The sequence below is a fragment of the Corynebacterium sp. HMSC036D02 genome, from assembly GCF_001836165.1.
Lineage (GTDB): Bacteria > Actinomycetota > Actinomycetes > Mycobacteriales > Mycobacteriaceae > Corynebacterium.
On sequence record NZ_KV827648.1, the window covers coordinates 18,697 to 41,404 of the forward strand.

The window sequence follows — 22,708 nt, forward strand, 5'->3', positions numbered from 1 at the left end:
AGCACCCCACGGTGTCCTATGATGAAAAAAATGAGCGCGGAGATCTATTCACTTCCCACAACGCCGTTGGTCACCACTGATTTCATCGAACAGGGCCCCCGGATTTCACTGCGCCGGGGAAGCAACATCCTCATGCTTCAACTGCCCGCCACGTACCCCGAAGCGGAACTGACGGATCCGCGGTGGGTGGTCAAGTCCCATTTCATCGATCGCCCCCACTCGGTGCGCGAATTCGCCACCGAAGAGCCGCTGGAAGTCGGCATCCCTGGGCCGTTCACCCGCATCGAGGTCACCCTGCACGATGGCGATGAGGTCCTCATCGAAACCATCACCTTCACCGGCATCACCGAAGACGCGCCCTTCATCGTCTATGACCGCACCACGCTTATCGCGCCGCAGGGCACCCTCAAGGACGCTAAGCCGCTCGGCATCTGGGCCGGCTGGGAAGTAGGCCCGCTGCCGGAGCGGGTGGAGGTGCCACAGAGGGAACCGGTGGACGTCGCCAAGCACGGCGATTTCGAGTGGGACTTTGACGTCGCCATCCTCCCCAACGCCCGTGGCCTCGACAACGAGCCCGTGTTCACCAAGTCCCCGCGCGTGCACCTCATCGCGGAAGGGGAGTGGCGCATCGATCTCACCTATGCGCCCCTCGGCGGCGAGCAGGAGGAGATTTCGGAGCAGACCTTCGACGCGGGCATCGCCGAACCTTTCCCGGGTGACCTCTACGAAGACCCGTGGGTGGGCCGCTACAAAGTGTCGCTGTGGCACGACGAGGAGCTTGTCGACGTCCGCTTCATTTCCCTCGCCGAGGGCCTCCACATGCGCGCCACCAACGACGGTCCGCGCGGCATGGATTTCCGCATCATCGATGCTCTCGGCGCGCACTCGGCCTTTAGCTACACGTTGGCTTCCCCGCCGAAGAAGCCCATCGCGTTGGAAAAGGGGCTGCGCACCTTCGAGGACACCGAGGTCTCGCGCCGCGAGGTCGTGGCCAGCGAGGCCGGCTATGAACTGGAATTCGATGTCTGGCCCGAGGCCCTGTTCAGCCGCGTCAAGCGCATCGGCCTGGAGCCCACTGAGCACTCCGATAAGCCGGTGATTTTTGCCGGCCAGCTCGATCAGGACGACATGTTTACCGTCCACTCACCGCGCCCGCTGCCGCTGGCGAAGTTCGTCACCATCGATGGCCGGCAGAAAATCAAGGAGCTGGCGCGCACCTCGAAGACAACGCAGGCGGTCACCAGCCTCGCCGTTCCCAACGCCGCGCTGGCCAACGCCGTGCGCAAGCAGCCCTCTGCCGAACTTTTCCTCATGTGGTCCACGCTGTCCTACGAGGACTACCTGGATTCGCTCCCGGCAGAGGAGCGCGCGGCCCACGAGGCCCGCAGCCTGGAGCGGCGCATCGTCGAGTACGAGGCTTCCGCATCCACCAGCCTGATCTATGCGGCGCTGGCCACCGTCCGCAAGTCCCCCTTCGTCAGCCGCGGCCTGCTCAACGGCGATGAGATTATCATCGAGCAGAACGCAGAACCGCAGGCAGATTTAGTGGGCTGGGCCTGGCCATTGGCCGAGCCCACCGTGGCGCCTACCCAACTCACTCCCACCGAAGAGGGGTTTGAGCTGCCCGCCGACCTTGCCGAGCAGGGCTCATTGCTTGTCGACGTCCGCGAGCTCCGCGCCTCCTCCAACCTCGCCGCCCCCGCTCGCCCCTCCAGCGCCTCCATCGTGGTCACGCCGGAAGGCTCGCCGGCGGCGCTCGCCTCGAAGGACTGGACCCCGGAGCAGCTCTGGGGCACCTTCCGCGCGCTTCACGTGCTCTCGCAGCGCAGCCCGAACCCAAAGCTGCAGGCGATGTTCGACAGCACGATTGATCGCCTGCGCGCCCAACCGGAGGACGCGCTCCACGCCCTGGCGCGCACTGGCGTTAGCGTGAACCAGCAGGCCCGCTCGCTCGCGCGCACGCGCTTGTTCCACTCGCCGCTGGAGCCCACCGCCGAGTCGAGCGCCGATAGCTACCTGGATCTCCTGCTCGATCCTTCCGCCAGCGAGAACGCGGAGCTGAACGCCGTGCGTGAATCCGGCGCCGATGGCCTAACCCGCCCGATGCTGCTGAATGCTGCGACCATTCACAGCCCCACGCCGCCCGTCGATGATCTGATGGGGGAGGCCGGCCGCGTCGCCGCGCTGCGCGAGTGCTTTGCCAACAACGGCGCACTCGATGCGCTGGGCACCATCGAGCACCTGCGCAAGGACGCCACGGCACTGGCCTCGCTGGTGCAGAACGCGGGCGTTGACATGTCCGTCAGCCACACCCTTATCGCGTTAGGCGCCTTTGCCAGCGGAAATACGGCGGATGAGCTCAATGCCGCTGCGTGGATGCCCTACATCTCCTATGCCTTCGCCTTGGCCTCTCGCGCCGCGGCGAACGACATCATCATGGAAAGCCCGTTGCTCAAGGAGGACATGCCCATGCTTGCCGACGTCCTCCCCCTCGCCCCCCGCCTCTTCTTCTACGACCTCGTGACCGCGGAGGCACTCTTCCACAATCGCGACATGTAGCCGCGTGAGGTGTGCCACAATAGGTGAGCATGAAGGTTATCTCCACGAACGTCGCTGTCCGCCGCCCCGAGCCGCATGGGCGGCACGAGTACACGGGCATCGATAAGCAGCCGCGCCCCTTCCTCGACTTGGAGGTCCCCGGGCCCAACTATGGTGACGGCTCCGGCGTGGTGGGGGATTCCATTGGTGACCACGCCCACCACGGCGGCGCCGAGAAGGCCGTCTACGCCTATGCCCGCGAGGAGCTTGACTACTGGGAGGGGACGCTCAACCGCGTGCTGCGTGACGGCTACTTCGGGGAGAATCTCACCACCGAGGGTATTTCCTGGCCGAATATGCTCATCAACCAGCGCATTCAGGTGGGGGAGTGCGTGCTCGAAGTCTCTATCCCGCGCCAGCCTTGCGCCACCTTCTCCGGCTGGATGGACGAACCGGGCTGGCTCAAGTCCTTCACGGAGCGCGGCGATTGCGGTTCCTACCTGCGCATCATCGAGCCTGGCCGCATCACTCCTGGCGATGAGATCACGCTTATTGGGCGCCCCGACCATGACATCACCATGGGCATGGCCTTTGCCGCCAAGATGGGGGACAAGGAGCTAGCCCGGCGCGTCGTCGACGCCGGCTGCCTCGCCCCAGTCCACCACGATCAGCTGGTTAAGCGTCTGCAGCCCCGCGGTTAGCTAGCCATTCATAGGTTGTCGCTTGTGAACCGCGCGTGCCATCCATACGCACGAATCGTGCCTTCACCAGTGACTTCAGCGCATATCGGACCTGCGCTCGAGTAAGGTTTGTGGCTGTTTCTATTTCGCCGATAGACAGCGGTTGTGCCGCCGTACGCAGCGCCTCCGCTACGCGCGGGGCGTTAACACCCAGGCGTTCCAAGGTCACTGGTGCATCCACTCGTCGTTCCGGGCCGGTGCCTGATTCCTCCTTGCGTAGTGGCTCCCAGATACGGGCCTCTCCACGAGTGTCCGGCCGCCACATTTTCACCGTAAATTGCACGCCAGAATCTATCAGGTCAGGCTCCGGTAGTCCTTGCTCTCGCGCGGCATCCAGCATGAGCTGCACGCCGCCGCCTTCGCCCTCAATAACAAAAGAGCCATCGTCTGCTTTGAGATATCGGCACAGTCTATAGAGCCGCTGGTTAATCTCCTGGCGCGCCAGATCTCTCGACTTGAGCTGTTCAACCGTCAGATCCCGTAGGCCTCCTGGACTGGAGATAACCATCTTGTCCGGTAATAGGCGGACATCAATCGATTTACCCGCACCCAACGTATTTGGCCCAAGATCACGGTGCACCAATGCATTAGCCACGGCCTCTCGAATGGCTGAAAGGGGAAGCTCCGGCACTTCCACCATTGAGCCATCCTCGCGATAGCGCCGAACTGCGGCCAAACGTTGCCTTACCCAGCCCATAACTGAGTTCAATAGGACCGGTATGGGTCCCTCAAAGGTCTCCAACCCCAACACTCGCCCGTGCTTCGAACCATTCGGTAGCCTTTGCGCCACTGTTACTGCTAGGGAAGGAAAATGTCCTTGAGGATAGAATCCCAGCGCATACAGGCCAGCAAGCGTCAGCTCTCCAGTCGCGGTCGTCACCGCTAGTGCCCGTAAGACGTCCTCATCTTGAGTAAGTCCCGATAGTCGCCGATTCTTTCTCCGCGCCTGAACCAAGAAATCTTCCACCACGGCGCGGTCCAAGTCTGCGATACTCGTGCCTTCCACAATCGTCGTGTCATAGGACACTGCCTCCTCGGCATGCAGCTTCGCTACGTCCATCATGCGTAGCTCGGAGGCACTCATACGATAATCCCCATCAGCCATTCGAAGATACGCTTCTCCCCTGTAGATAGCAGGCTTATCAATGATCGGAAGACCCGTAACCTCCGCAATCACGACATGCGTGCCATCTATTGCCACACTGTCGGTATGCACTGTGACTGGAGGGGTGATGGCATGACGCGCCTGCGAGGCCAGAGCAGCCTCCATCTCCGAAGGATTCTCAATGCCAGTGACAATGAATCCTTCCTTCTCATTGACACCGAGAATGATAAGGCCGCCACTCGGCATGTTTGCGAACGCGCACAATGTCTGCGGTAGAGAGTCCGGAATGCCCCCTTGAGCGGTTTTGACCTCGACTGTTGTTGAATCACCGCCGCGCAACTCAAGCTCAGCCAATAGCTCTCTCAGCTGATTCTCGGACCAATTGTTCACGATGAATACCCGCCCTCAATGTTAACAATGACGGCTCAATGCTAACTTCATTCCTCTTCAATGACAAGAGTTCTCATTGATCTTCCCATTGAGGTGTCATTGACATTCTCATTGAGGCCAAATTATGGCCCTGAAACCCCGTATGTTTAAGCTTTATCTAGCGCATAAACCGCAATGAGTGGTTGGATAAGAGTTATCCAACCACTCATTTGCTGTCTGACGAATGGATAGCCTCTACAAGCCTCACTACGTTACCGAGAGCTGGATCCCCGAATCAGGCTCCGGCATTCCCCGGCGCGATAAGGCCGGAGGCCCTTTTTAGGTCTATGTCCCTGACCATCTTGTAAGTAAGGCATGGAGTTTTCCCCAGAGCTCACCAGCCGGGCAGCACGTATCGAGCGAGAGATCTTGGATCTCAACCGTCATGCTGCTTCTGGCCAGTTGGAATCTGTGGCCCGCTTACTCATGCGTTCTGAGGCGATTTCTTCCTCACGCATTGAAGGTATTGCGCCCAACGTCGACAAGGTTGTCCTCGCGGAACTCGCCCAAAAGGAGGAAGTCCGCGGCTTTAAGGAAAGCGCGGAAGAGGTTGCGCGTAACCTCACCGTTCTGTGTTCCATTGAGAAGAGCTTTGCCACCGAACCAACATCTCCATCGGCCTTCTTGAAAAGCTCCAAAGAGAGTTGATGGGGGAGAAGGGCTCTATCCCCACTGGTCTCCGCACTATTCAAAACTGGATTGGTGGAAGTAACCACACACTCTTTGGGGCCGAGTTCATCCCAGCGCCCCCACGTCTAGTCCATGACCTCGTAGACGACTTATGTCTTTACCTCGATGGCGCTTCGCACGGTGCTCTCATCCAGGCCGCGATTGCTCACGCTCAATTCAAAACGATTCACCCATTTGCAGATGGCAACGGCCGTGTGGACCGTGCTCTCATTCATGGGATTCTTCTGCGTCGCGGACCTACTGAATACACCATTCTGCCGGTAAGCCTCGTCCTCGATACGTGGTCCAAATCGAAAGCTACCTGCCTTTTCGCACCATCAAGCGTGGGAAAATCCTCACCATGAAGCGCACGTATAAGTGGGAGCATGTCAAGATTCCCCTCATCCGGAACTAGGCCGCAGTTCATTTTTTAAGAGCCGGTTTGACCGCTTCCGGAGTGCAATACGGCGATGGATACGAGGCCACGTGGGAGCTGCGCGCCGCGGAGAACTGGGTGACTGAACGTGTGTCGATGAACGTTGAAGGCGACGGATGGGGGCGAAGCCTCGAGCTGTTTAGGTCCGAGCAAGGCGTGTGGTCGGCGGAAACCAATGAAGAGGGCGCCCAGCTTGAAGATCTGCCCTCCCCCGGTATCGTCCAGTCAGCCGACCTGAAAGCCGCACTCGATTGCGCTCTCGGTCTGTGCCCTCTCACCAACACAATGCCTATTCGTCGCTTGACGCTACTTGAGACTCAGGTTCCGAAAACGCAGCTGATCATGGCTTGGATTGATATACCGTCCCTCCAGGTGATCGCATCAGACCAGTACTACAGCTCCGTCGATTCTGAAACTGTCCGATATGAAAGCGGAACACGGGGAGTCGACGTCGAGTTGGAGGTCGACGGTGGCGGCGTGGTCGTACACTACCCTGATCTCGCACGGCGGGTCTGATCCGGAAGCAACTCTAACTAAGCCGGGCGGTATGAACGACCTGACCATCGCACCTGGCCCAGGGATCCCCGGGGGTCTGGTCATCGTCGCCGCCGACCTGACGGAGCGGTTCGCGAAGTCGTCGGGACCAGGTGGCCAAGGCGTCAATACTACGGACAGCAAAGTGCAGCTTTCCGTCGATATCGCTACGTGCTCATCGCTTTCCGACGCCCAGCGTCGCCGCGTCCTCCACAACCACGAGCACCGCCTAGACGGCACCGTCCTTACCGTTACCGCATCGACCCAGCGATTGCAGGTACGCAACCGCGCCGAGGCACGCGAACGCATGGCCGCCCTCTTGCGCGAGGCGCTCGCTCCGCCTCCTCCCCCGCGGCGCAGGACCAAGCCGACGCGGAGCTCGGTGCGACGCCGTCTCGAAGCGAAAAAGCGGCGCTCGGAACTCAAGTCCACGCGACGGCGGCCCCAAATTCCCTAGTTCGAACCATCCGCATGCATATCCTCACGCTGACGGACCTGGTTCGGGTAACCGCTACGCTGAGACAGCTTGGACCGGTTGAATCCGCTCGATTTCCGAGAGGATCTTGTCTTCCGCCACGTCCAAGTCATATTGAGCCTGTAACCCGAGCCAGAACTGGGGGCTCATCTCGAAAAACTTCGCTAGACGAAGGGCCGTGTCAGCGGTTACAGCGCGCTTACCGTGAACAATTTCGTTGATCCGGCGGGGCGGAACGCCGATGGAGACGGCGAGCTTGTGCTGGGTGATCCCCATTCCTTTGAGGAAGTCCTCCATGAGGATCTCACCGGGGTGAACCGGAGGGAGCTTGTCAGTGGTAGTCAACGATCTCAACCTCCTCTGGCCCCGCCGATCACCTTTCAACGCCTCGAGCTGGTTTCCCGGGGGAATCCGCTCTCGATTCCACAGACGCTCAGTGTCCTTGTCAGCGAACGACTGGATCATGCTTCACCTTATCCCTGATAACGCGAAGCGTCAATAACGCTACGCGTTAAATTTGAACTCCACGGTATGTAGTTGCAAAGTTACTTTCTCGTTAGCCTGCAACAATCAGAAAACTGTAATTACGTCAGCACACAGAGAACATATGGGCGCATGGAAACACGTAAAGGTTGTGCGGGATGGCGTGGACGTCAACGTGAAGATTCTGGAGAACCTCGCCGCGCACGTCGCTCCCGCGTTGGGTGGCAGCCGAACCACAAAGGACCAGTCATCTGCTATCCCATCGACTAATTCCTGCAGGTCGCAGGACCTTCGCGTAACCGTCAGTTCAGTGCATTTTGAATAGTTCAGCACACGTTGTACTGTTCAGCACATGCTGACTATTGCTTCACGCCTCGACGTTATGAACCGGCTCGGCCGGGCCATGGCTGATCCGACGCGTTCCCGAATCCTGATGACCCTACTCGACGGTCCGGGCTACCCGGCCGAGATTTCGCAAAGGTTGGATCTGACTCGCTCCAACGTCTCGAACCACCTGTCCTGCCTACGCGATTGCGGCATCGTCGTCGCTGAGCCGGAGGGCCGTAAGACCCGCTACGAAATTGCCGATCCGCACCTCGCGGCGGCGCTCGAAGCGCTGGTCAACGCGACGCTGGCCGTCGACGAGAATGCCCCCTGCATCGACAATGAGTGCTCGGTGCCCGGCTGCGGCGAGAAAGGAACGGACGCATGAGTTCAGCATGTGGATGCGAACACGAACCCGCCACGGAGATCGAAGAGCTCGATCGGCCATGGTGGAAGGACCCCGAGCTACTGCTACCGATCTTCTCCGGCGTAGCCCTCATTACAGGACTGGCGCTGGACTGGTCCGACTTGGAGACGCCCGCAACGGTACTGTATTGGCTTGGCCTGCTGTTAGGCGCTTACACGTTCGCACCTGGAGCGATCCGGAACCTTGTCACGAAGCGCAAGCTCGGCATTGGTTTGCTTATGACGATCAGCGCGGTCGGCGCGGTGATCCTTGGTTTCGTCGGAGAGGCCGCGGCGCTGGCGTTCCTGTACTCGATCGCCGAGGCGCTGGAAGACAAGGCGATGGACCGGGCCCAAGGCGGACTGCGGGCACTATTGAAGCTGGTACCGCAAACCGCGACCGTGCTGCGCGACGGTACGACGGCCGAGATCACTGCGAAGGACCTTGAGGTTGGCGAGCTAATGGTCGTACGCCCCGGGGAGCGGATCGCCACGGACGGCATCATTCGGTCCGGACGCTCCAGCCTTGACACCTCAGCGATCACCGGAGAATCCATTCCGGAGGAGGTTGCGCCCGGCGACGAGGTACCCGCGGGAGCGATCAACTCCGCCGGTGTGCTGGAGGTCGAGACGACCGCAGCTGGAACGGACAACTCGCTGACCACACTCGTCGACCTCGTCGAGCAGGCGCAGGCGGAGAAGGGTGACCGCGCCCGGATCGCCGACCGGATTGCCCGACCTCTCGTGCCCGGGGTGATGATCCTGGCGGTGCTGGTCGGCGTGATCGGCTCGCTGTTGGGCGACCCCGAGACTTGGATCACCCGTGCGCTGGTGGTCCTGGTCGCAGCGTCGCCGTGCGCGCTGGCAATCTCCGTGCCGCTGACGGTCGTGGCCGCGATCGGCGCGGCCAGCCAGTTCGGAGTAGTCATCAAGTCCGGCGCGGCGTTCGAGCGACTCGGCGGCATCCGTCACCTAGCGGTAGACAAAACCGGAACCCTTACCCGCAACCAGCCCGAGGTTACCGGAGTGGTCCCGGCAGACGGATTCGATCGGGCGCAGGTGCTTTCCTTCGCGGCGGCGGTTGAGCAGCAATCGACGCACCCCCTCGCCGCGGCGATCGTGGCAACGGAGCCCGAAGCGCCCACCGCCTTGGATATCAGCGAGGAAGCCGGTCATGGCATCGGCGGCACCGTCGAAGGCCGACGGGTGCTGGTCGGCAGCCCCCGATGGATCGACGCCGGGCCACTGAAGGCGGACGTTGAGCGCATGGAGTCCGAAGGCCAGACCTGCGTCCTAGTCACCGTCGATGACGCTCTCGCCGGGGCGATCGGGGTGCGCGACGAGTTGCGGCCCGAGGTGCCCGATGCCGTGCAGTCCCTGCACGACAACGACGTAGAAGTGAGCATGCTCACCGGCGATAACACTCGCACCGCCCGGGCGCTGGCTGACATCGCCGGAATCGACGACGTGCGCGCCGAGCTGCGACCGGAGGACAAGGCAAGCATCGTCGCCGAACTCTCCTCCAAGACGCCGACGGCGATGATCGGCGACGGCATCAACGACGCGCCGGCACTGGCGGGCGCAACGGTGGGCATTGCGATGGGAGCAACCGGCTCTGACGCCGCGATCGAGTCCGCTGACGTCGCCTTCACTGGCCACGACCTCCGGCTGATCCCGCAGGCGCTGCAGCACGCCCGCCGAGGCAGCAGGATCATCAACCAAAACATCGTGCTGTCTCTGGCCATCATCATCGTGTTGATGCCACTGGCGATCAGCGGTGTACTGGGCCTGGCCGCCGTCGTCTTGGTACACGAAGTCGCCGAAGTCATCGTGATCTTGAACGGCCTGCGGGCTGCACGAGCGAAACGCTGAGGCTGTGACCGGCAAGTCTTATAAGGGTTAAACCAAGCGCCGAGCGCACACACGTTGGACCAGGCGAGTCATTCGAGTTCACCACCTGGTCCTTCTCGGTGCGTGCAGGCACGGGAACTGTGGGTGAACCTAATAGTTCCACGGGCACTGCCTTAAAGTTTGCGGATACGCTCTGCATCAGCCACGAGGTTCTGCGTAAGCTTCTCCGCTTCAAGGCCAGCCAAGTCACAGCTGTCGAAGCGGGCCAGCCAGTCAGCACGAATAGCGGGGGGAGTCGAACCAGGTTGCGCGCTCAGCCTCAATAACCTCGATGCCGCTCAAAGTGCGGCCATCGCGGCTGCGGATCTCGAGGTCGTCGACAAGCGGGGCAATCGCTTGAAGCCCTGGGACGATGGCTTTAAAGCCCGACGTGTGGGAAACTTCATTTGTCCAGCGCGGATAGCGACTCACGCGCTGGGCTTCCAGAAAGCGCTGGACCACACCGAGCCTGGAGACCTCCTGCGCCACCGCCAGGCCCACGACCTTCATTCGGAAACCCGCGGAGCGAAACTTGGCTATCTCTCCCGCGATGAATTCCGGGTTAGACAGCGTGTTTTCAATGATGAGCGAATGCCCATGCTGGCGGCCATATTCAATGAGCGAGGACATCCAGTAGGGCACCGGCCCATTGGTGAGCACGTCCATGCGTAAGGGATCGCGTTCCATAATCTCGTCGAGGGCTGGGTGATACTTTCGTAGTTCATCCGAATCTAGAATGACGTGATCACCCGTGAGCATTTCAATCACCGAAGACTTTCCCGATGCTGGTTGTCCTGCTACATAGATGACCTCAGGCTCAGCGGATGGCTGACGAAAAAGATAAGCAATACGCCGCTCAAGGACGCGGCGTTTAAAAGCATCATCTACCGGAAAATCCGCGGCCTTCAGCACTGTCACGCCACCTTTGCCCGGGTTTCAAGTTCATCGAGCAAGCGAGCAAAGAACTCCGCTGCCGCACGGATTTCATCAAGGTCGGTGTTATCAACACCGCTCACAGTGCGCTGGACAAAATCTTCTTGTGCAGTCCAATATTCAATCTCCAGCTCACTGTCGGTCGCAAGCTGTTGGCGGAAATAGGCGGCTTTCAGCGAGGACGCAACCTCCTTCATGGCGTCGAAGGCTGCGTACTCGATCTCCGGGACTTTGGCGGTGCTCATGGCGCTAAGAATAGCAGCGCCATGTCGGTTTTAGCCGTTGATGATCTGCGGGTAGGCCAGGCCCTTGAGGCCCTCGGTTCCGAACTCCACGCCGTAGCCGGAGGACTTGATGCCACCGAAAGGCACGCGCGGATCCACGGCACCGTGGCTGTTGATCCACGTGGTGCCAGCCTCTAGCTGTGCTGCCACCTCCAGAGCGCGCTCGCGGTTGGAGGACCACACGGAAGAGCCCAAGCCCACGTCGAGCTTGTTGGCCTGCTCGATGGCCCAATCGAGGTCCGTGTACTTCACGATCGGCAGTGCAGGACCGAACTGCTCCTCCACGACCAGCGCGTTATCCGGGTCGATGTCCGCCACCAGGGTGGTGGGGTAGAAGTAGCCCGGCGCGTCATAGTCCGGGTCGCCGCCCAGCAGAACTCGGGCGCCGGAGTCCTTAGCGGCGTTGACGAGCTTGTCCACGATGTCGAACTGCTGCTTGTTCTGCAGCGGGCCGAGCACGTTCTCTTCCTCCAGGCCCACGCCCATCGGGGAGGCCTTGGCCACCTCGACGAGGGCTTCGCAGACGGCGTCGTACAGCGACTCCGGCACGTACACGCGCTTCATCGCCGCACAAGTCTGGCCGGTGTTGATGAACGCGCCCCAGAAGAGGTCGCCGGCGATCTCCTTCGGGTCGGCATCATCCAGCACGATGCCCGCGTCATTGCCGCCGAGCTCCAGCGTGAGGCGGGTGAGGTTGTCGGCGCTGGCCTCCACGATCTTCTTGCCGGTGGCGGTAGAACCGGTGAACATGATCTTGTCGACGCCCTCGTGGGTCGTCAGCGCCGCACCAACCTCACCGGCACCGCTGACGACCTGGAGAACACCCTCCGGCAGCACGGAATTCACGACCTTGAGCAGGCCCAATACGGACAGCGGGGTGTACTCGGAGGGCTTGACGACGACCGCGTTGCCCATACGCAGTGCCGGCGCAATCTGCCAGATGGTGATCATCATCGGCCAGTTCCACGGGCCGATGGCGCCGACGACGCCGAGCGGGCGGTAGTTGACGGTGGCGGTGATGTCATCATCGACGGCCGTGTAGTTCGGGTGCTCGAAGGAGGCGGTGGCATTCAACCAGCCGGAGCAGGCACCGACCTCGAAGCGGGCGTTCGGGCCGTTGAGCGGCTTGCCCTGCTCACGGGAGAGAAGCTCAACGAGTGCCTCTGCATTGGCGTCGATGGCGGCGGCTGCCTTGGTGAGCAGCTCGCAACGCTCTTCGTCGCTGAGCTTGGCAAAGTCCTTCTGCGCTGCGCGTGCGTTCTCAACTGCAGCGTTGAGGTCCTCAACGGGGTTCTCTGGGGCGCGGCCAACGACCTCTCCGGTAGCTGGGTTGAGGATGTCGCGTCCGTTCTCGTCCGTGATGGCGTTGAGCAGATCAGCGTAGGTGGCGAACTGAGTCATGAGATCTCCTTGTGAAGCAGTCGAGGGCCCCGCGAACAAAGCCCGAAGAAACTTTTATTCGGTATGTTACCTGCAACACACAATGCCGCTTGACTCTGCGTGCATACAATTTGTCCACAAATGTGTGAGCTCTCACGATATGATTCCAGCTATGTCTGCTTCAGCCGTTGAGCATTTCGATATCGCGTCATGGCGCACGGCGTCATCCGAGTCTTTTGGCCAACTCGACGTGGATACCGAAGACCCCTCGTCCTTTCACTCCACGCTGCGCTCAACGAAAGTGGGGGACATATCCCTCTTCGATATGTGCACCTCCCCGCACACCGTGAATCGCTCCAAGATAGCCGCCAACGAGGCCCCATTTTGCAAGCTCAGCCTGCAAATCACCGGTTCCTCAACCATGAGCCAGGACGGGCGAACATGTGAACTGCACCCAGGGGACCTAGCTCTGTACGTGACCCAACGGCCCTACACGCTGCGCTATCCGGAGGAGCAGAACACACTCATCGTGCACTTCCCGCAGAGCTTTCTCGATATTTCACCCGCGCAGATCCAACGCCTCACGGCGAACCCCATCTCACGCTCACACGGCTTGGGTGCGGTGGCGGTTCCCCTTTTTGAGCAACTGGCTAAGAACCTCGATCTGCTCAAAGGTCCCCACGCCACGGCGCTGGTCCGCTCGGCGCTGACCATGCTGGTGTCAGTCCTGGCTTCCGACGTGGCCGATGAACCTTCTGCGGGCACGCTTCTGTTCAACCAGGCCACCGCCTACATCGAACAGCACTTGGGCGACCCAGACTTAGGCCCCAGCACCATCGCCCAAGCGTTGTTCGTGTCGGTGCGCCACCTCCACGCCAAGTTCTCCGAACAGGGCCTCTCCGTCGGCAGCTACATCCGAACCAGGCGCCTAGAGCACATCCGCAGAGAACTCGTGGACCCGCGGCACTCCGAGGAATCAATCAGCCACATCAGCGCCCGCTATGGCCTGCACGATCCCTCGCACCTCTCGCGTATCTTCAAAGCGGAGTACCACGAATCACCGAGTGCGTACCGCACGCAGAATCTGACACAGTAGCACTCGCGCATTACCTCTTTGCCGCCCGGAAGAGCCGAACCAAGATCGTTACTCAAGTACAACGCGAACAAATTATTATTGCCCCCTTGGCCACCTTCACACTTCCTTCCAGAAGCACCATCAACACACCGAGACGGAAAATGTCCTCATCTCAAGCATCTATGCGAATACTTGTTCGATCTGTAACCCTCCCGATACCCTGGGAGCGCCTCGCAGCCTTTCTTTGAGGCTTGTTTTGAGACTGTTAAGGGAATTTTCCTGCGAGTTTGCCGCGAGGCTCCCACTCTTCCAGCCTTTAGCTTCCCAATTTCCCAATAATCGCATACTTGTTCTGAATCTTTTAGGGTTGAAAGGGATTTGCAGCTTCTAATGTCTTGGGAACTCGTTATTGTCAATACCAAGGGCGAACATCCCAAGTTCTCTCGATGCCGGTTCACTCCTTATTTTTACATTTCAAACGGACATGAACGTCCAGAAAGGCCCTCTCATGATCACTCTCGACATGCTCCTCAAGGCATGTGCTCCAGGCGGCGCATCAGTGTTAACTTCGGTCACCGAGCTACGAGCTGCCGCTGGCGAACATGCCTCCGTTGCACCTGCCAAGTTTGTCGACGGCAACAAATCCGTGTTTGCGTTTGAAACTCGCTATATCGACGGACAGCCAGCCAATGTCGTTGTTATTGATTCCAAGCAATCCAGCATTAATCGCGGTGAACAGGCCGTTAGCCTTGCAATTAGAGATGGCAATCCGATACTTTGCCGGATCCCTCGCATGGTTGTGGACTATGGCAATGGGATGAGGCTGTCAGATTGGGACCTACCCCACCGTTTTGCTGATGGCCATCTTCGCGCCGGCTCCATCGACGGCCAACCGACGGTACGTAACGAAAAATACATCGCGGTGCGAAACTCCACTATGGCTGATGCTAGCGCTGTCCTCAATACCGCGCCTGCGGCTCTATTACTTGGCGGTTGGGATTCAACACGAAAGGCAAACCAGCTTCGGCTTCGCAGCGCCCTCGTTGGCGAGATCATTGGCGTACTAGCGGATCAACAGACAAGCGGAGAAGCACAATTGTCTAAGCGAGGCGGCGCTCGAGTCGACCCGGTAGCTGCCGCCGTAAAGCTAGACAAGGTTGCATACGAAAACCTTTTGAGTGCCCAGGAGTCTGAACTTTCTCCGGGAAATCTCGACAAGAACCGCAATGCTATTAAAAAAGCCAAGAAGGGCGAGCTGCTGACTGCTTCTTCTCTAGGCCTTGGCGCTATCCCGCCGTCACTAGAGTCTCTTGGCGGTGTCTCCTGCCGCCGCGTCATCCGCTCCTGGGTTTTAAGCTTCGCTACCCTTCGCCAGCTTCGCTTCGGGACTTCCGCTGAAGCCAACGAAGCGGCACGCGCTCTTCTCGCCGCCCTCGGTCTTGCTGTTCTAGCACGCGCTGAACAGGAACTATACCTCCGCGCTAATTGCGACCTCATCGAAGCTTCTGCTCCTGAAGTAACTCTTGACTTGCGCCATGGCGATTCGATTGCGCTTCCCCCGCTCACGGTAGAGGCCGCGGATTCTCTCCTCGAAGAAGCCCTCATATACGCAGAGAAACTAGGCGCCGTGCAATGGCACGGACAAACCCTCGACGTTATCGGCTCCCCAGACATTCTTGGTGGAGCAACTGACGAGGCCGAGGATGAATAGTGATGCGAAAGCTACAACTAATGGCCAGATTCCCCCTAGGAATCTACATTGGCCATAAGGCTGACGGAAGTCTCGACCTTTCACCTTCACCTGCACGTTTACATGCTGCACTTCTCAATTCTGCAGCGCAAGGATCTCTCAGTGAGAGTGGTCAGCCCTCCGCCGCCTCTTTGGATGCTCTCACTTGGTTGGAAAACCATCCACCGGTTGCCCTATTCCAACCTGAGAGCCGCCTCCTCGGAACTTCATCGTCTCGTTTCATCTATCGAGGTGTGGGAACTCTCAAGAAGACAAAGTCGGGCGTGCTCGGTACTCGTACCCAAGAACGACGGGTTTCTGACGGAGTGACCATCAACGCACCTTTTGGGTACGAATGGAACGATGTTCCCGAAGACATTGCTTCAACAATTTGCACCCTTGCACAAGACGTCAGTTGCCTCGGAGAAACGCACAGCGTCGTGGTTCTCGAGGAAGCTGAATTCACTCCAAACCTCTTCATAGATCGTAAAGCAACCGCATTTACCCCTGGAACGCAGGCGCGTGAAGTACCGATTCCAGGAAGGACTCAGGCGTTAGTCAAGGCGCATAGCAGGCTTTTTAAAAAGAAGATGACAGATTCGTCTTCTGTACTTCTCGAGCCGAATTCCCCTCCACCGCCAAGGAATTTTATAAAACCTGTTCGATACAGAACGGGGCCAGATTCAAGAGAGACACACACGCCATGGTCCAACGCGCTCTTTTTCAAACTGTCCAAGTCTGTCCCCATGGACAAGGCTGTCGAGCTGTGTTCGACCATGCACAAGGCCCTCATCGCTCGCAACGGTAATGACGTCTCACCCATCATCACCGGAAAGTACCTTCCAGGTACTCTCGAACGGCCTGCCAACCGGTTAGCTATTCAATACATTCCAGTGAATTGGTCTCGGGTTCTCGGCTTCGATTATCCAGTGCTCGTCTTATTCATACCCTCAGGAGCCGCAGGCATTGATCTACAACAGATTCGCGAGGCTGAAAACATTCGTCACTTGTGGTCACGGTCGCTTGGAAAAATCGGCATTTGCTACACAGGTGAAAACCGCTTCGCTGACGATTTTTGGCCTCAACCTGAAGAAGGCATTACGCGGCTATGGAAACCACTCGTGCCCATCATCCCTGAAACTCGACGAGTGTCGAAGAAGAGAGGGCAGTGGCACCTAAGTGATTCCGGCCTGCTGTCCCTTGGTTATGTATTCAGAGATAACATTTCGCCACAAGGCACAGGAGAAGCCAAGTATATCTCGATCCGCAACCAAGTATCTGCCCTTGGTGCAACGGTAAGTGATGCCCACACTGTTCCTGTTCGCGCGCGAAATTTCGTACACCGTACCCATAAAAGCGTACCTGTACAGCCCTACACGGCCACGTTTTCTTTGGGGCAGCTTGCTAATGAGCGTCCAGCAATTATGGTCGGACAATCTCGCCACCTTGGTGGAGGTCTCTTAGTTCCTTTCGACGTGGAGAAAGAAAATGATTGATGTTAAGGATTTCGACAATTTTTTTGCTGCTCTCAACGGGGGGTACCGTCCTTTTTCTTGGCAAGTTGCCACTCTGGAGCATCTCGCGGCAACAGGAACTTGGCCTTCCCAGATTTCTGCTCCGACAGGATCAGGAAAGTCTTCGGTGGTCGACATTCATGTATTTGCTAATGTCCTATCAGCTGCTGGGAAAGCCCCACGGTTGCCAAGAAGGCTCTTCACCGTAGTAAACCGGCGAGGACTCGTCGACAACCAGTACCAACGGGCTCTCGACATTCAAGATGCAATCGATGCTGCAGCAAACACGCCGGGGATTCTGGGCGAGGCCTACGCTGCTCTTCGCACTCTGAATTTCAACACAAATAGCCCCTCATGTATGGCTGTTGCAGTGACTCGTGGCGGTGTATCTACTCGCGACCTTCCTGTTGATGACCCGACGGCATGCGCTGTTATTGCAGCGACGCCCGACATGTGGGGGTCTAGGGCCCTATTCCACGGATACGGTACAAGCCGCCTTGCGCGCCCGCGTGAGGCAGCCTTGTTCACCATGGATGCAGCACTGATTCTCGACGAATCGCACCTCAACCGACAGCTATTACTGACTGCTCGGCGTATCGGTGAGTTGCAATCGCAAGGTCACCCCATCGGAGCTCCGACATTACAAGTCATAGAGACCACAGCCACACCACCAACATCCGGCAAGGTAGAAACAATTGGTGTCGACGTCAGGAACCTAGACCCTGAACGCGACGACGCCCTACGCCATCGCCTCGAAGCACCGAAATTCCTCCGCCGAGTTGGCGTCAGAAACTGGAACGGACGCCCTGCAAATCCTCAGCTTGTGCATCAAGCAGTCGATGAGGTTGAACGTCAACTGCGCGCCCCTAAACGCATCGGGACTATCGGCTGCATAGTCAATCATGTCGACACAGCACTCAAAGTCGCTAGGGAGCTTCGGAAATCTAGCCATACAGTGGAACTCCTCGTAGGACGTATGCGCCCATTTGACCTCGAAGAGCTACACCGAAGACGCCCAACACTGCTCACAACAGAGGGTGACAGTACGGTCGATATAGTAGTTGCAACTCAAACCTTGGAGGTCGGGGTAGACGTCGATTTCCATTCGTTAGTAACTGAAATTGCACCAGCTTCCTCCCTTGCTCAACGCTTCGGCCGTGTTAACCGTCTCGGAACGTTTTCTGGTTCAGAAGTGGTCGTCCTACAGCCAGAAACTAAAGATGACTTCAAGGACCAGCATCCCCCTTACCAAGGTTCGGACCTCGGTGCTAGTTGGGACTGGCTGGATCTTATTGACCAGCAGGACGCAAATCCAGCACTACTAGCAAAGTATCCTCCCCCAGTATCGCAAAACCAGCGACTTCTCCTGCAGCGCCTCGAACGTCGCGACCTGGACATCCTTGCTCGCAGTAGCGCAGTTCACTCAATAGAACCTGAATTAGATCTTTGGCTACGCGATTCACTAGAATCTGAACCACCAATCGGCGGCGTTGTAGTTAGGAATTTGCCGACGAATGATGCCGCTGCTCTCGAGCTCTTGAAGTCATACCCCATTATTGATGACGAAGTTTTTCCTGCTTCACTAAAGATTCTCCGAGCGCTCAAAGAAAAGCTTGTCCCACAGACAAAAACTAAAGCGCCGAAAACAGTTTCGCGGTCAATCTCTAATCGGGCCTTCTTGTGGACGGCAGGGGAGTCAACACAAGTTACGGAACAAACTTCGTTCCGCCCAGGTGATGTTCTCGTCATCGATCAAGGAATACCATTCACCACAGAACTTGTTGCTTCAGAAAATCCGGAAGACGAAGTTGCACCCCCGGTAGTACCTCAAGATCGATACCGCGTTTACCTCAACGAAGGATGTGTTGAGCAGACGATTCGCAGGTTTTTCCAGCGCGCCTCTGAGGTGGATCCTGAAGAACTAACCACACTCTGGCACGAACAATTCCCTAGCGATTCCGGTACGAGCATCATTGCTTCGACCGCATTACGGGAAGATGGTCGTCTGGGGCAAGACGAAGCGGCTTGGATAATTGTCGAGCAACCGGAAGCAATTCTCGAAGATGCGGATGCCCGTCAAGAATGGACACCTTCGGAAAAGGTTCTGTTAGCGCATCATCAGGATGATGTCGCGGAACGGGCCCGGGGCATGTGCGCTGTTCTTGCGCTTTCAAGTGAAGCATCGAATATTGTGACGACCGCTGCGATGCATCACGATGACGGTAAGTCCGACCTGCGTTTTCAACGCATGCTCGGAAACGATTCCTTGGAGGAGAAGTGGGCGAAGAGCATAAACACTAGTTCCCAGTTCATTAGCAGAAGTCGCTCCCAGTCTGGTTTGCCACTCAAATGGCGTCATGAGCAATTATCAGCACTAATCATGGCGACTCTCCAGGCCCGAGGTTCGGAACCAATTTCAGACGCCAGCATCTATGTCGCTGGCATGAGTCACGGCTACGGTCGACAGGGCTTTCCTCACGTGGGTAACCAGCTTGTTCCCGAAGACGATGACAAAGCCATTTTGGCTCACTCTCTGTTTACCACGGGACACTGGGATTCGCTTGCCGCACAACTCCATCGCGAATACGGCATTTATCAACTTGCCTACCTCAGCGCTATCGAACGCGCTGCCGATGCTCAAGTTTCCAAGGAAGGACGATGACACACACAATTACTCTCGCTGGCGACATTACTTCCGGCCTCTCCTATTTCGCACTACTTGGTGCTGCTCGGATAGCAAGATCTTTGTCTGAAGACACTGTGACATTGCACTGGTCTCAGGCTTCGCAACCCCAACCGGTGTTGAGCACCTCCAATGTCAGTCTTACCGAGCTTGCGACTGAGGTACATCGATTGGCAAAGGATTGGGCTGCGGGATGGACAAAGGCTCGTGCCAACTATGGCTCTGGGCAATTTTCACCTTTCAGCCCACGATTTAAAGCCATTGATTCGAATAAGTACCCCGATGATTGGGTAACCCACCAAGAAGTTCGGCATGCTGTAATGGACGAACTAGAGTCAAAGGGAGATATCCTTGCGCTTGACTTTATTCATTCTCTTGGCGAAGCCGCGTATTGGAGGTTTGATCGTAAGGCTCCTAGGCCAGACCATGGTGCATCGCGATGGGAAATGAAAACTCGGAATCAGGGGCAAGAATTCGTTCAGGATCGCTTCCACTTGTTGTGTACCGAACTCAGCGATTGGTCAGTTAAAGACGTTAAGGAGAGTATCACTGGCAATCGCGTGGTCGATTCTTTATCTAAGGGACACCTCAATTCACGCACGTCGACGGGTCTCACCCCACCCGGCCCCGCAGACGTTGCGCTCACTTTTGTCGCTCTTCTCGGAATGATTTACTTTCCTCTATTCCACCGCACGTCATTGATTTCCCTTACACCTTGTGCGTATCCAACGGACGTGCTGCACCCCTTTCGCGCAGTGTTCCCAGTTCCGGTAATTCCCCTCACCCCGGAACGCTTAGAGAACGTAATTATTTCAGCCGATTGGTCCCACGTAGTCGAAGCTCTTGGTCCAAAAGAACGTCCTGAAGAATCTAAAGCAGATGCCACGCTTCTAAAGCGTTGGGGAATCCCCGCCGCCGTTGTTTTTCCAATTAGGAAGTCTGGATCCGATAACGCGCCAGAACGTAATTTTGAAAAAGGAGAGGTGGTGTTGTTGTCATGATGGAAGAGTCTCTACTTCCCATTAGCCTCATTTGCCACACAGCGTTCTGTCCACGAAGAACTTGGTTGGAAGTCAATGGTGAGGAAACGGACACTTACCAAATGCAGGTCGGATATAAAGCTCACTCACGAGTAGATAACCCAGTGAATTCTCGTCGAGAACGTAAATACTCTGTTCCGGTGCGCTCAGATTCCTGGGGAATTGTTGGGAAGATCGATTCCGTTGAAATCGATGCTCACGGTGATCTCCACATCATTGAATACAAATCAACACCAGTAAGGCGGAAAGCAGTTGTTACACCTGCGCAACGCCTACAGCTAGTACTACAGCGTGAGTGCCTTCAATCCGAAGGTCGACCAGTAAAATCAACGTCCATTTATTTTACAGAACATCGCCAACTCGTCGATGTTGAGTTAAGCAGCGACGATGTTGCAGAAGCTCATTCTCTTGTAGAGCTAACCAAATCGATCGTCAATTCCTCCGAATCACCGCCCACCCTAGTCAAAGATGAACGGTGTTCGAAATGCTCGCACTCATTGGTCTGTCTTCCCGATGAGCATCAGCTCACTTCAGTTAAACGGCGTGTTGTAGCAACTGATCCGGATGGACAAGTTCTCCACCTAACAGTTCAAGGATCGCGTGCCTCAATTCGTTCAGGACGGATAATCGTAAGCAAGGCAGGAGAAGAATTAGGAACAATTCCCCTCGAGAAAGTTTGCGGTGTCGTCGTTCACGGCAACATCGATCTTTCGAGTGCATTAAATCGCGCATTCATGTGGAATAATGTCCCAATTGTTTGGTGCTCTTCAACGGGACGAGTTTATGGTTTTTCTAGATCAACGGATAGTCCAAACGGGCTCGCTCGCGCCCGTCAACATGTGTTGAGCCAAACCGGAAGTCTTCCCATCGCTTCGGCTATGATTCACGCCAAAGTTTGGAACCAAGCCACTCTTTTACGTAGGAATGCACCCGCCTCCCGAAACCACGGTCAAATGCGGCAACTTGCCGCGGCAGCTCTGGAGGCGACCGACCTTCCATCACTATTTGGAATTGAAGGCGATGCCGCCTCCCTGTACTTTGAGTCTTTTCCAAACATGTTTAGCCAAGAACGTTTGGCAGATCTGGGCTGGGAGTGGATTGGACGACGCGGTCGCAGCGCCGACGATCCAATCAATGTCCTCCTAAACTACTGCTACGGCCTCCTAAAATCCGAAGCTACCCGAGCGATCCTTGCCTGCGGTCTAGATCCCCACGCTGGATTCCTTCACAGCAGTAACCGAAATAAACCTGCCTTGTCCCTTGACTTAATGGAAGAATTCCGTGCACCGGTAGCTGATTCCACGGTCATAGCAATGGTAAATCGAAGGGAAATCAAGGATTCTGATTTCTCGAAGATCGGCAATGCCTACCGACTTCGTGACACAGGACGAAAAAAGATAATACAAGCATTCGAGCGACGAATTCAAACTAGTTTTAGGCACCCACTCTTCGATTACACGATCACGTGGCGGCGTGCTCTCGAAGTTCAGGCCCGACTAGTCCTAAGCGTGATCGATGGCTCGCTTCCCCAATACGAAGGGATACGAATTCGATGACTAGGGACGACGTTCGACGAACTCTGATTTGTTACGACATTACTGATGACAAACGCCGAACCCGCGTTTCAAATTTGCTATCTAGCTACGGTGATCGAATACAGTTCAGCGTCTTTGTCGTTGATATTTCTCCGGCAAGACTTATACGGCTGAAGGCGAAGGCTAAAGAAAAGATCGATAAGAACGAAGACTCAATCCTGTTCTGTGATTTAGGAAGGGTTGCTGAATTATCTGACATGAAGTTCAGCTACCTCGGCCAAACCCGTGACATCACCGATAACCACGTGCTGGTCTTCTAATCTTCGATAGCGAGCGCGATTGCCGTACGAAAAATCCTGGGGCGCGCTCGCAGGATGGAATCACCAGGTTGTTGCGTGAAAACTGAATAGTGGAACTTAAGCGATAGAATGAAGATTGCCTCGTTTGCTCGCACGCTCGCGCAACGCAGCTAAACAGCAGAACAACGCCACCTTTTTCGTAGCGCAG

Annotated in this window: 20 protein-coding genes and 1 CRISPR repeat array (1 of these 21 cut by a window edge); of the genes, 15 read left to right on the forward strand and 5 right to left on the reverse strand. The window is 57.2% G+C overall.

Annotation, left to right across the window (positions count from 1 at the left end; translation table 11 throughout):
- Positions 1-30: 30 nt before the first annotated feature.
- Complete coding sequence (locus HMPREF2743_RS00210; protein ID WP_246824425.1) at positions 31-2,559, forward strand: hypothetical protein; 2,529 nt, start codon at positions 31-33, stop codon at positions 2,557-2,559.
- Positions 2,560-2,588: 29 nt separating this feature from the next.
- The gene (locus HMPREF2743_RS00215; protein WP_070817954.1) at positions 2,589-3,239 is read left to right on the forward strand and encodes an MOSC domain-containing protein; all 651 of its coding nucleotides are present in this window, start codon (positions 2,589-2,591) and stop codon (positions 3,237-3,239) included.
- On the opposite strand, the gene HMPREF2743_RS00220 is transcribed toward HMPREF2743_RS00215, so the two are convergent.
- Positions 3,214-4,773, reverse strand: coding sequence for an ATP-binding protein (locus HMPREF2743_RS00220; RefSeq protein ID WP_070817955.1), 1,560 nt, complete (start codon positions 4,771-4,773; stop codon positions 3,214-3,216). The two genes, HMPREF2743_RS00215 and HMPREF2743_RS00220, sit on opposite strands and share 26 nt — an antisense overlap.
- 354 nt (positions 4,774-5,127) lie before the next feature.
- Here HMPREF2743_RS00220 and HMPREF2743_RS12890 point away from each other — a divergent pair, with 354 nt between their 5' ends.
- The 4 genes from HMPREF2743_RS12890 (at position 5,128) to arfB (ending at position 6,908) form a co-directional block, all read left to right on the forward strand.
- Positions 5,128-5,460, forward strand: coding sequence for a Fic/DOC family N-terminal domain-containing protein (locus HMPREF2743_RS12890; protein WP_005530810.1), 333 nt, complete (start codon positions 5,128-5,130; stop codon positions 5,458-5,460).
- A complete protein-coding gene (locus tag HMPREF2743_RS12895; protein ID WP_083298943.1) occupies positions 5,460-5,846 on the forward strand; it encodes a Fic family protein in 387 nt (128 codons plus the stop codon). Before HMPREF2743_RS12890 ends, HMPREF2743_RS12895 begins: the two co-directional genes overlap by 1 nt.
- 77 nt (positions 5,847-5,923) lie before the next feature.
- Positions 5,924-6,433: a putative glycolipid-binding domain-containing protein gene (locus HMPREF2743_RS00230; protein WP_246820184.1), complete on the forward strand. Its 510-nt coding sequence runs from the start codon at positions 5,924-5,926 to the stop codon at positions 6,431-6,433.
- Positions 6,434-6,464: 31 nt separating this feature from the next.
- Positions 6,465-6,908 (forward strand): alternative ribosome rescue aminoacyl-tRNA hydrolase ArfB, encoded by a 444-nt coding sequence (arfB, locus tag HMPREF2743_RS00235; protein WP_010187974.1) that lies wholly within the window; start codon positions 6,465-6,467, stop codon positions 6,906-6,908.
- Positions 6,909-6,962: 54 nt separating this feature from the next.
- Here the strand turns inward: arfB and HMPREF2743_RS00240 are convergent, their stop codons facing one another.
- A complete protein-coding gene (locus HMPREF2743_RS00240) occupies positions 6,963-7,271 on the reverse strand; it encodes a HigA family addiction module antitoxin (protein ID WP_029158886.1) in 309 nt (102 codons plus the stop codon).
- Positions 7,272-7,761: 490 nt separating this feature from the next.
- Here HMPREF2743_RS00240 and HMPREF2743_RS00245 point away from each other — a divergent pair, with 490 nt between their 5' ends.
- Positions 7,762-8,121, forward strand: coding sequence for a Cd(II)/Pb(II)-sensing metalloregulatory transcriptional regulator CmtR (locus HMPREF2743_RS00245; protein ID WP_070525126.1), 360 nt, complete (start codon positions 7,762-7,764; stop codon positions 8,119-8,121).
- A complete protein-coding gene (locus HMPREF2743_RS00250; protein ID WP_070525124.1) occupies positions 8,118-10,010 on the forward strand; it encodes a heavy metal translocating P-type ATPase in 1,893 nt (630 codons plus the stop codon). Before HMPREF2743_RS00245 ends, HMPREF2743_RS00250 begins: the two co-directional genes overlap by 4 nt.
- Positions 10,011-10,262: 252 nt before the next feature.
- Here HMPREF2743_RS00250 and HMPREF2743_RS00255 read toward each other — a convergent pair whose 3' ends face one another.
- Genes HMPREF2743_RS00255 through HMPREF2743_RS00265 form a run of 3 tightly spaced genes read right to left on the reverse strand, consistent with a single transcriptional unit; the run spans position 10,263 to position 12,646 of the window.
- Positions 10,263-10,946: a zeta toxin family protein gene (locus tag HMPREF2743_RS00255; protein WP_246824427.1), complete on the reverse strand. Its 684-nt coding sequence runs from the start codon at positions 10,944-10,946 to the stop codon at positions 10,263-10,265.
- Positions 10,943-11,206, reverse strand: coding sequence for a hypothetical protein (locus tag HMPREF2743_RS00260; RefSeq protein ID WP_070817956.1), 264 nt, complete (start codon positions 11,204-11,206; stop codon positions 10,943-10,945). Before HMPREF2743_RS00260 ends, HMPREF2743_RS00255 begins: the two co-directional genes overlap by 4 nt.
- Positions 11,207-11,236: 30 nt before the next feature.
- Positions 11,237-12,646: an aldehyde dehydrogenase family protein gene (locus HMPREF2743_RS00265; protein WP_070817957.1), complete on the reverse strand. Its 1,410-nt coding sequence runs from the start codon at positions 12,644-12,646 to the stop codon at positions 11,237-11,239.
- 151 nt (positions 12,647-12,797) lie between these two features.
- On the opposite strand from HMPREF2743_RS00265, the gene HMPREF2743_RS00270 reads away from it, so the two are divergent.
- The 7 genes from HMPREF2743_RS00270 to cas2 all read left to right on the forward strand — a co-directional run bounded on the left by HMPREF2743_RS00270 (position 12,798) and on the right by cas2 (position 22,521).
- The gene (locus HMPREF2743_RS00270; RefSeq protein WP_070817958.1) at positions 12,798-13,721 is read left to right on the forward strand and encodes an AraC-like ligand-binding domain-containing protein; all 924 of its coding nucleotides are present in this window, start codon (positions 12,798-12,800) and stop codon (positions 13,719-13,721) included.
- A gap of 487 nt (positions 13,722-14,208) precedes the next feature.
- The gene (gene cas7u / locus HMPREF2743_RS00275) at positions 14,209-15,411 is read left to right on the forward strand and encodes a type I-G CRISPR-associated RAMP protein Csb1/Cas7g (protein WP_070817959.1); all 1,203 of its coding nucleotides are present in this window, start codon (positions 14,209-14,211) and stop codon (positions 15,409-15,411) included.
- A 20-nt stretch (positions 15,412-15,431) separates the two neighbouring features.
- On the forward strand, positions 15,432-16,925 hold the full coding sequence (gene csb2 / locus HMPREF2743_RS12300) for a type I-G CRISPR-associated protein Csb2 (RefSeq protein ID WP_168167308.1): 1,494 nt from the start codon (positions 15,432-15,434) through the stop codon (positions 16,923-16,925).
- On the forward strand, positions 16,918-19,605 hold the full coding sequence (gene cas3u / locus HMPREF2743_RS00285) for a type I-G CRISPR-associated helicase/endonuclease Cas3g (protein ID WP_070817961.1): 2,688 nt from the start codon (positions 16,918-16,920) through the stop codon (positions 19,603-19,605). Before csb2 ends, cas3u begins: the two co-directional genes overlap by 8 nt.
- The gene (locus tag HMPREF2743_RS12565; protein WP_141761374.1) at positions 19,602-20,627 is read left to right on the forward strand and encodes a hypothetical protein; all 1,026 of its coding nucleotides are present in this window, start codon (positions 19,602-19,604) and stop codon (positions 20,625-20,627) included. Before cas3u ends, HMPREF2743_RS12565 begins: the two co-directional genes overlap by 4 nt.
- Positions 20,624-22,222 carry a CRISPR-associated endonuclease Cas1 gene (gene cas1, locus HMPREF2743_RS00290; protein WP_246824429.1) on the forward strand — a complete coding sequence of 533 codons (1,599 nt, stop codon included), beginning with the start codon at positions 20,624-20,626 and terminating at the stop codon, positions 22,220-22,222. Before HMPREF2743_RS12565 ends, cas1 begins: the two co-directional genes overlap by 4 nt.
- Positions 22,219-22,521, forward strand: coding sequence for a CRISPR-associated endonuclease Cas2 (gene cas2, locus HMPREF2743_RS00295; protein WP_070817962.1), 303 nt, complete (start codon positions 22,219-22,221; stop codon positions 22,519-22,521). The genes cas1 and cas2 overlap by 4 nt, the downstream gene beginning before the upstream one ends.
- Positions 22,522-22,707: 186 nt before the next feature.
- Position 22,708: direct repeats of the CRISPR family, unit length 36 nt (it continues 904 nt past the right edge of the window).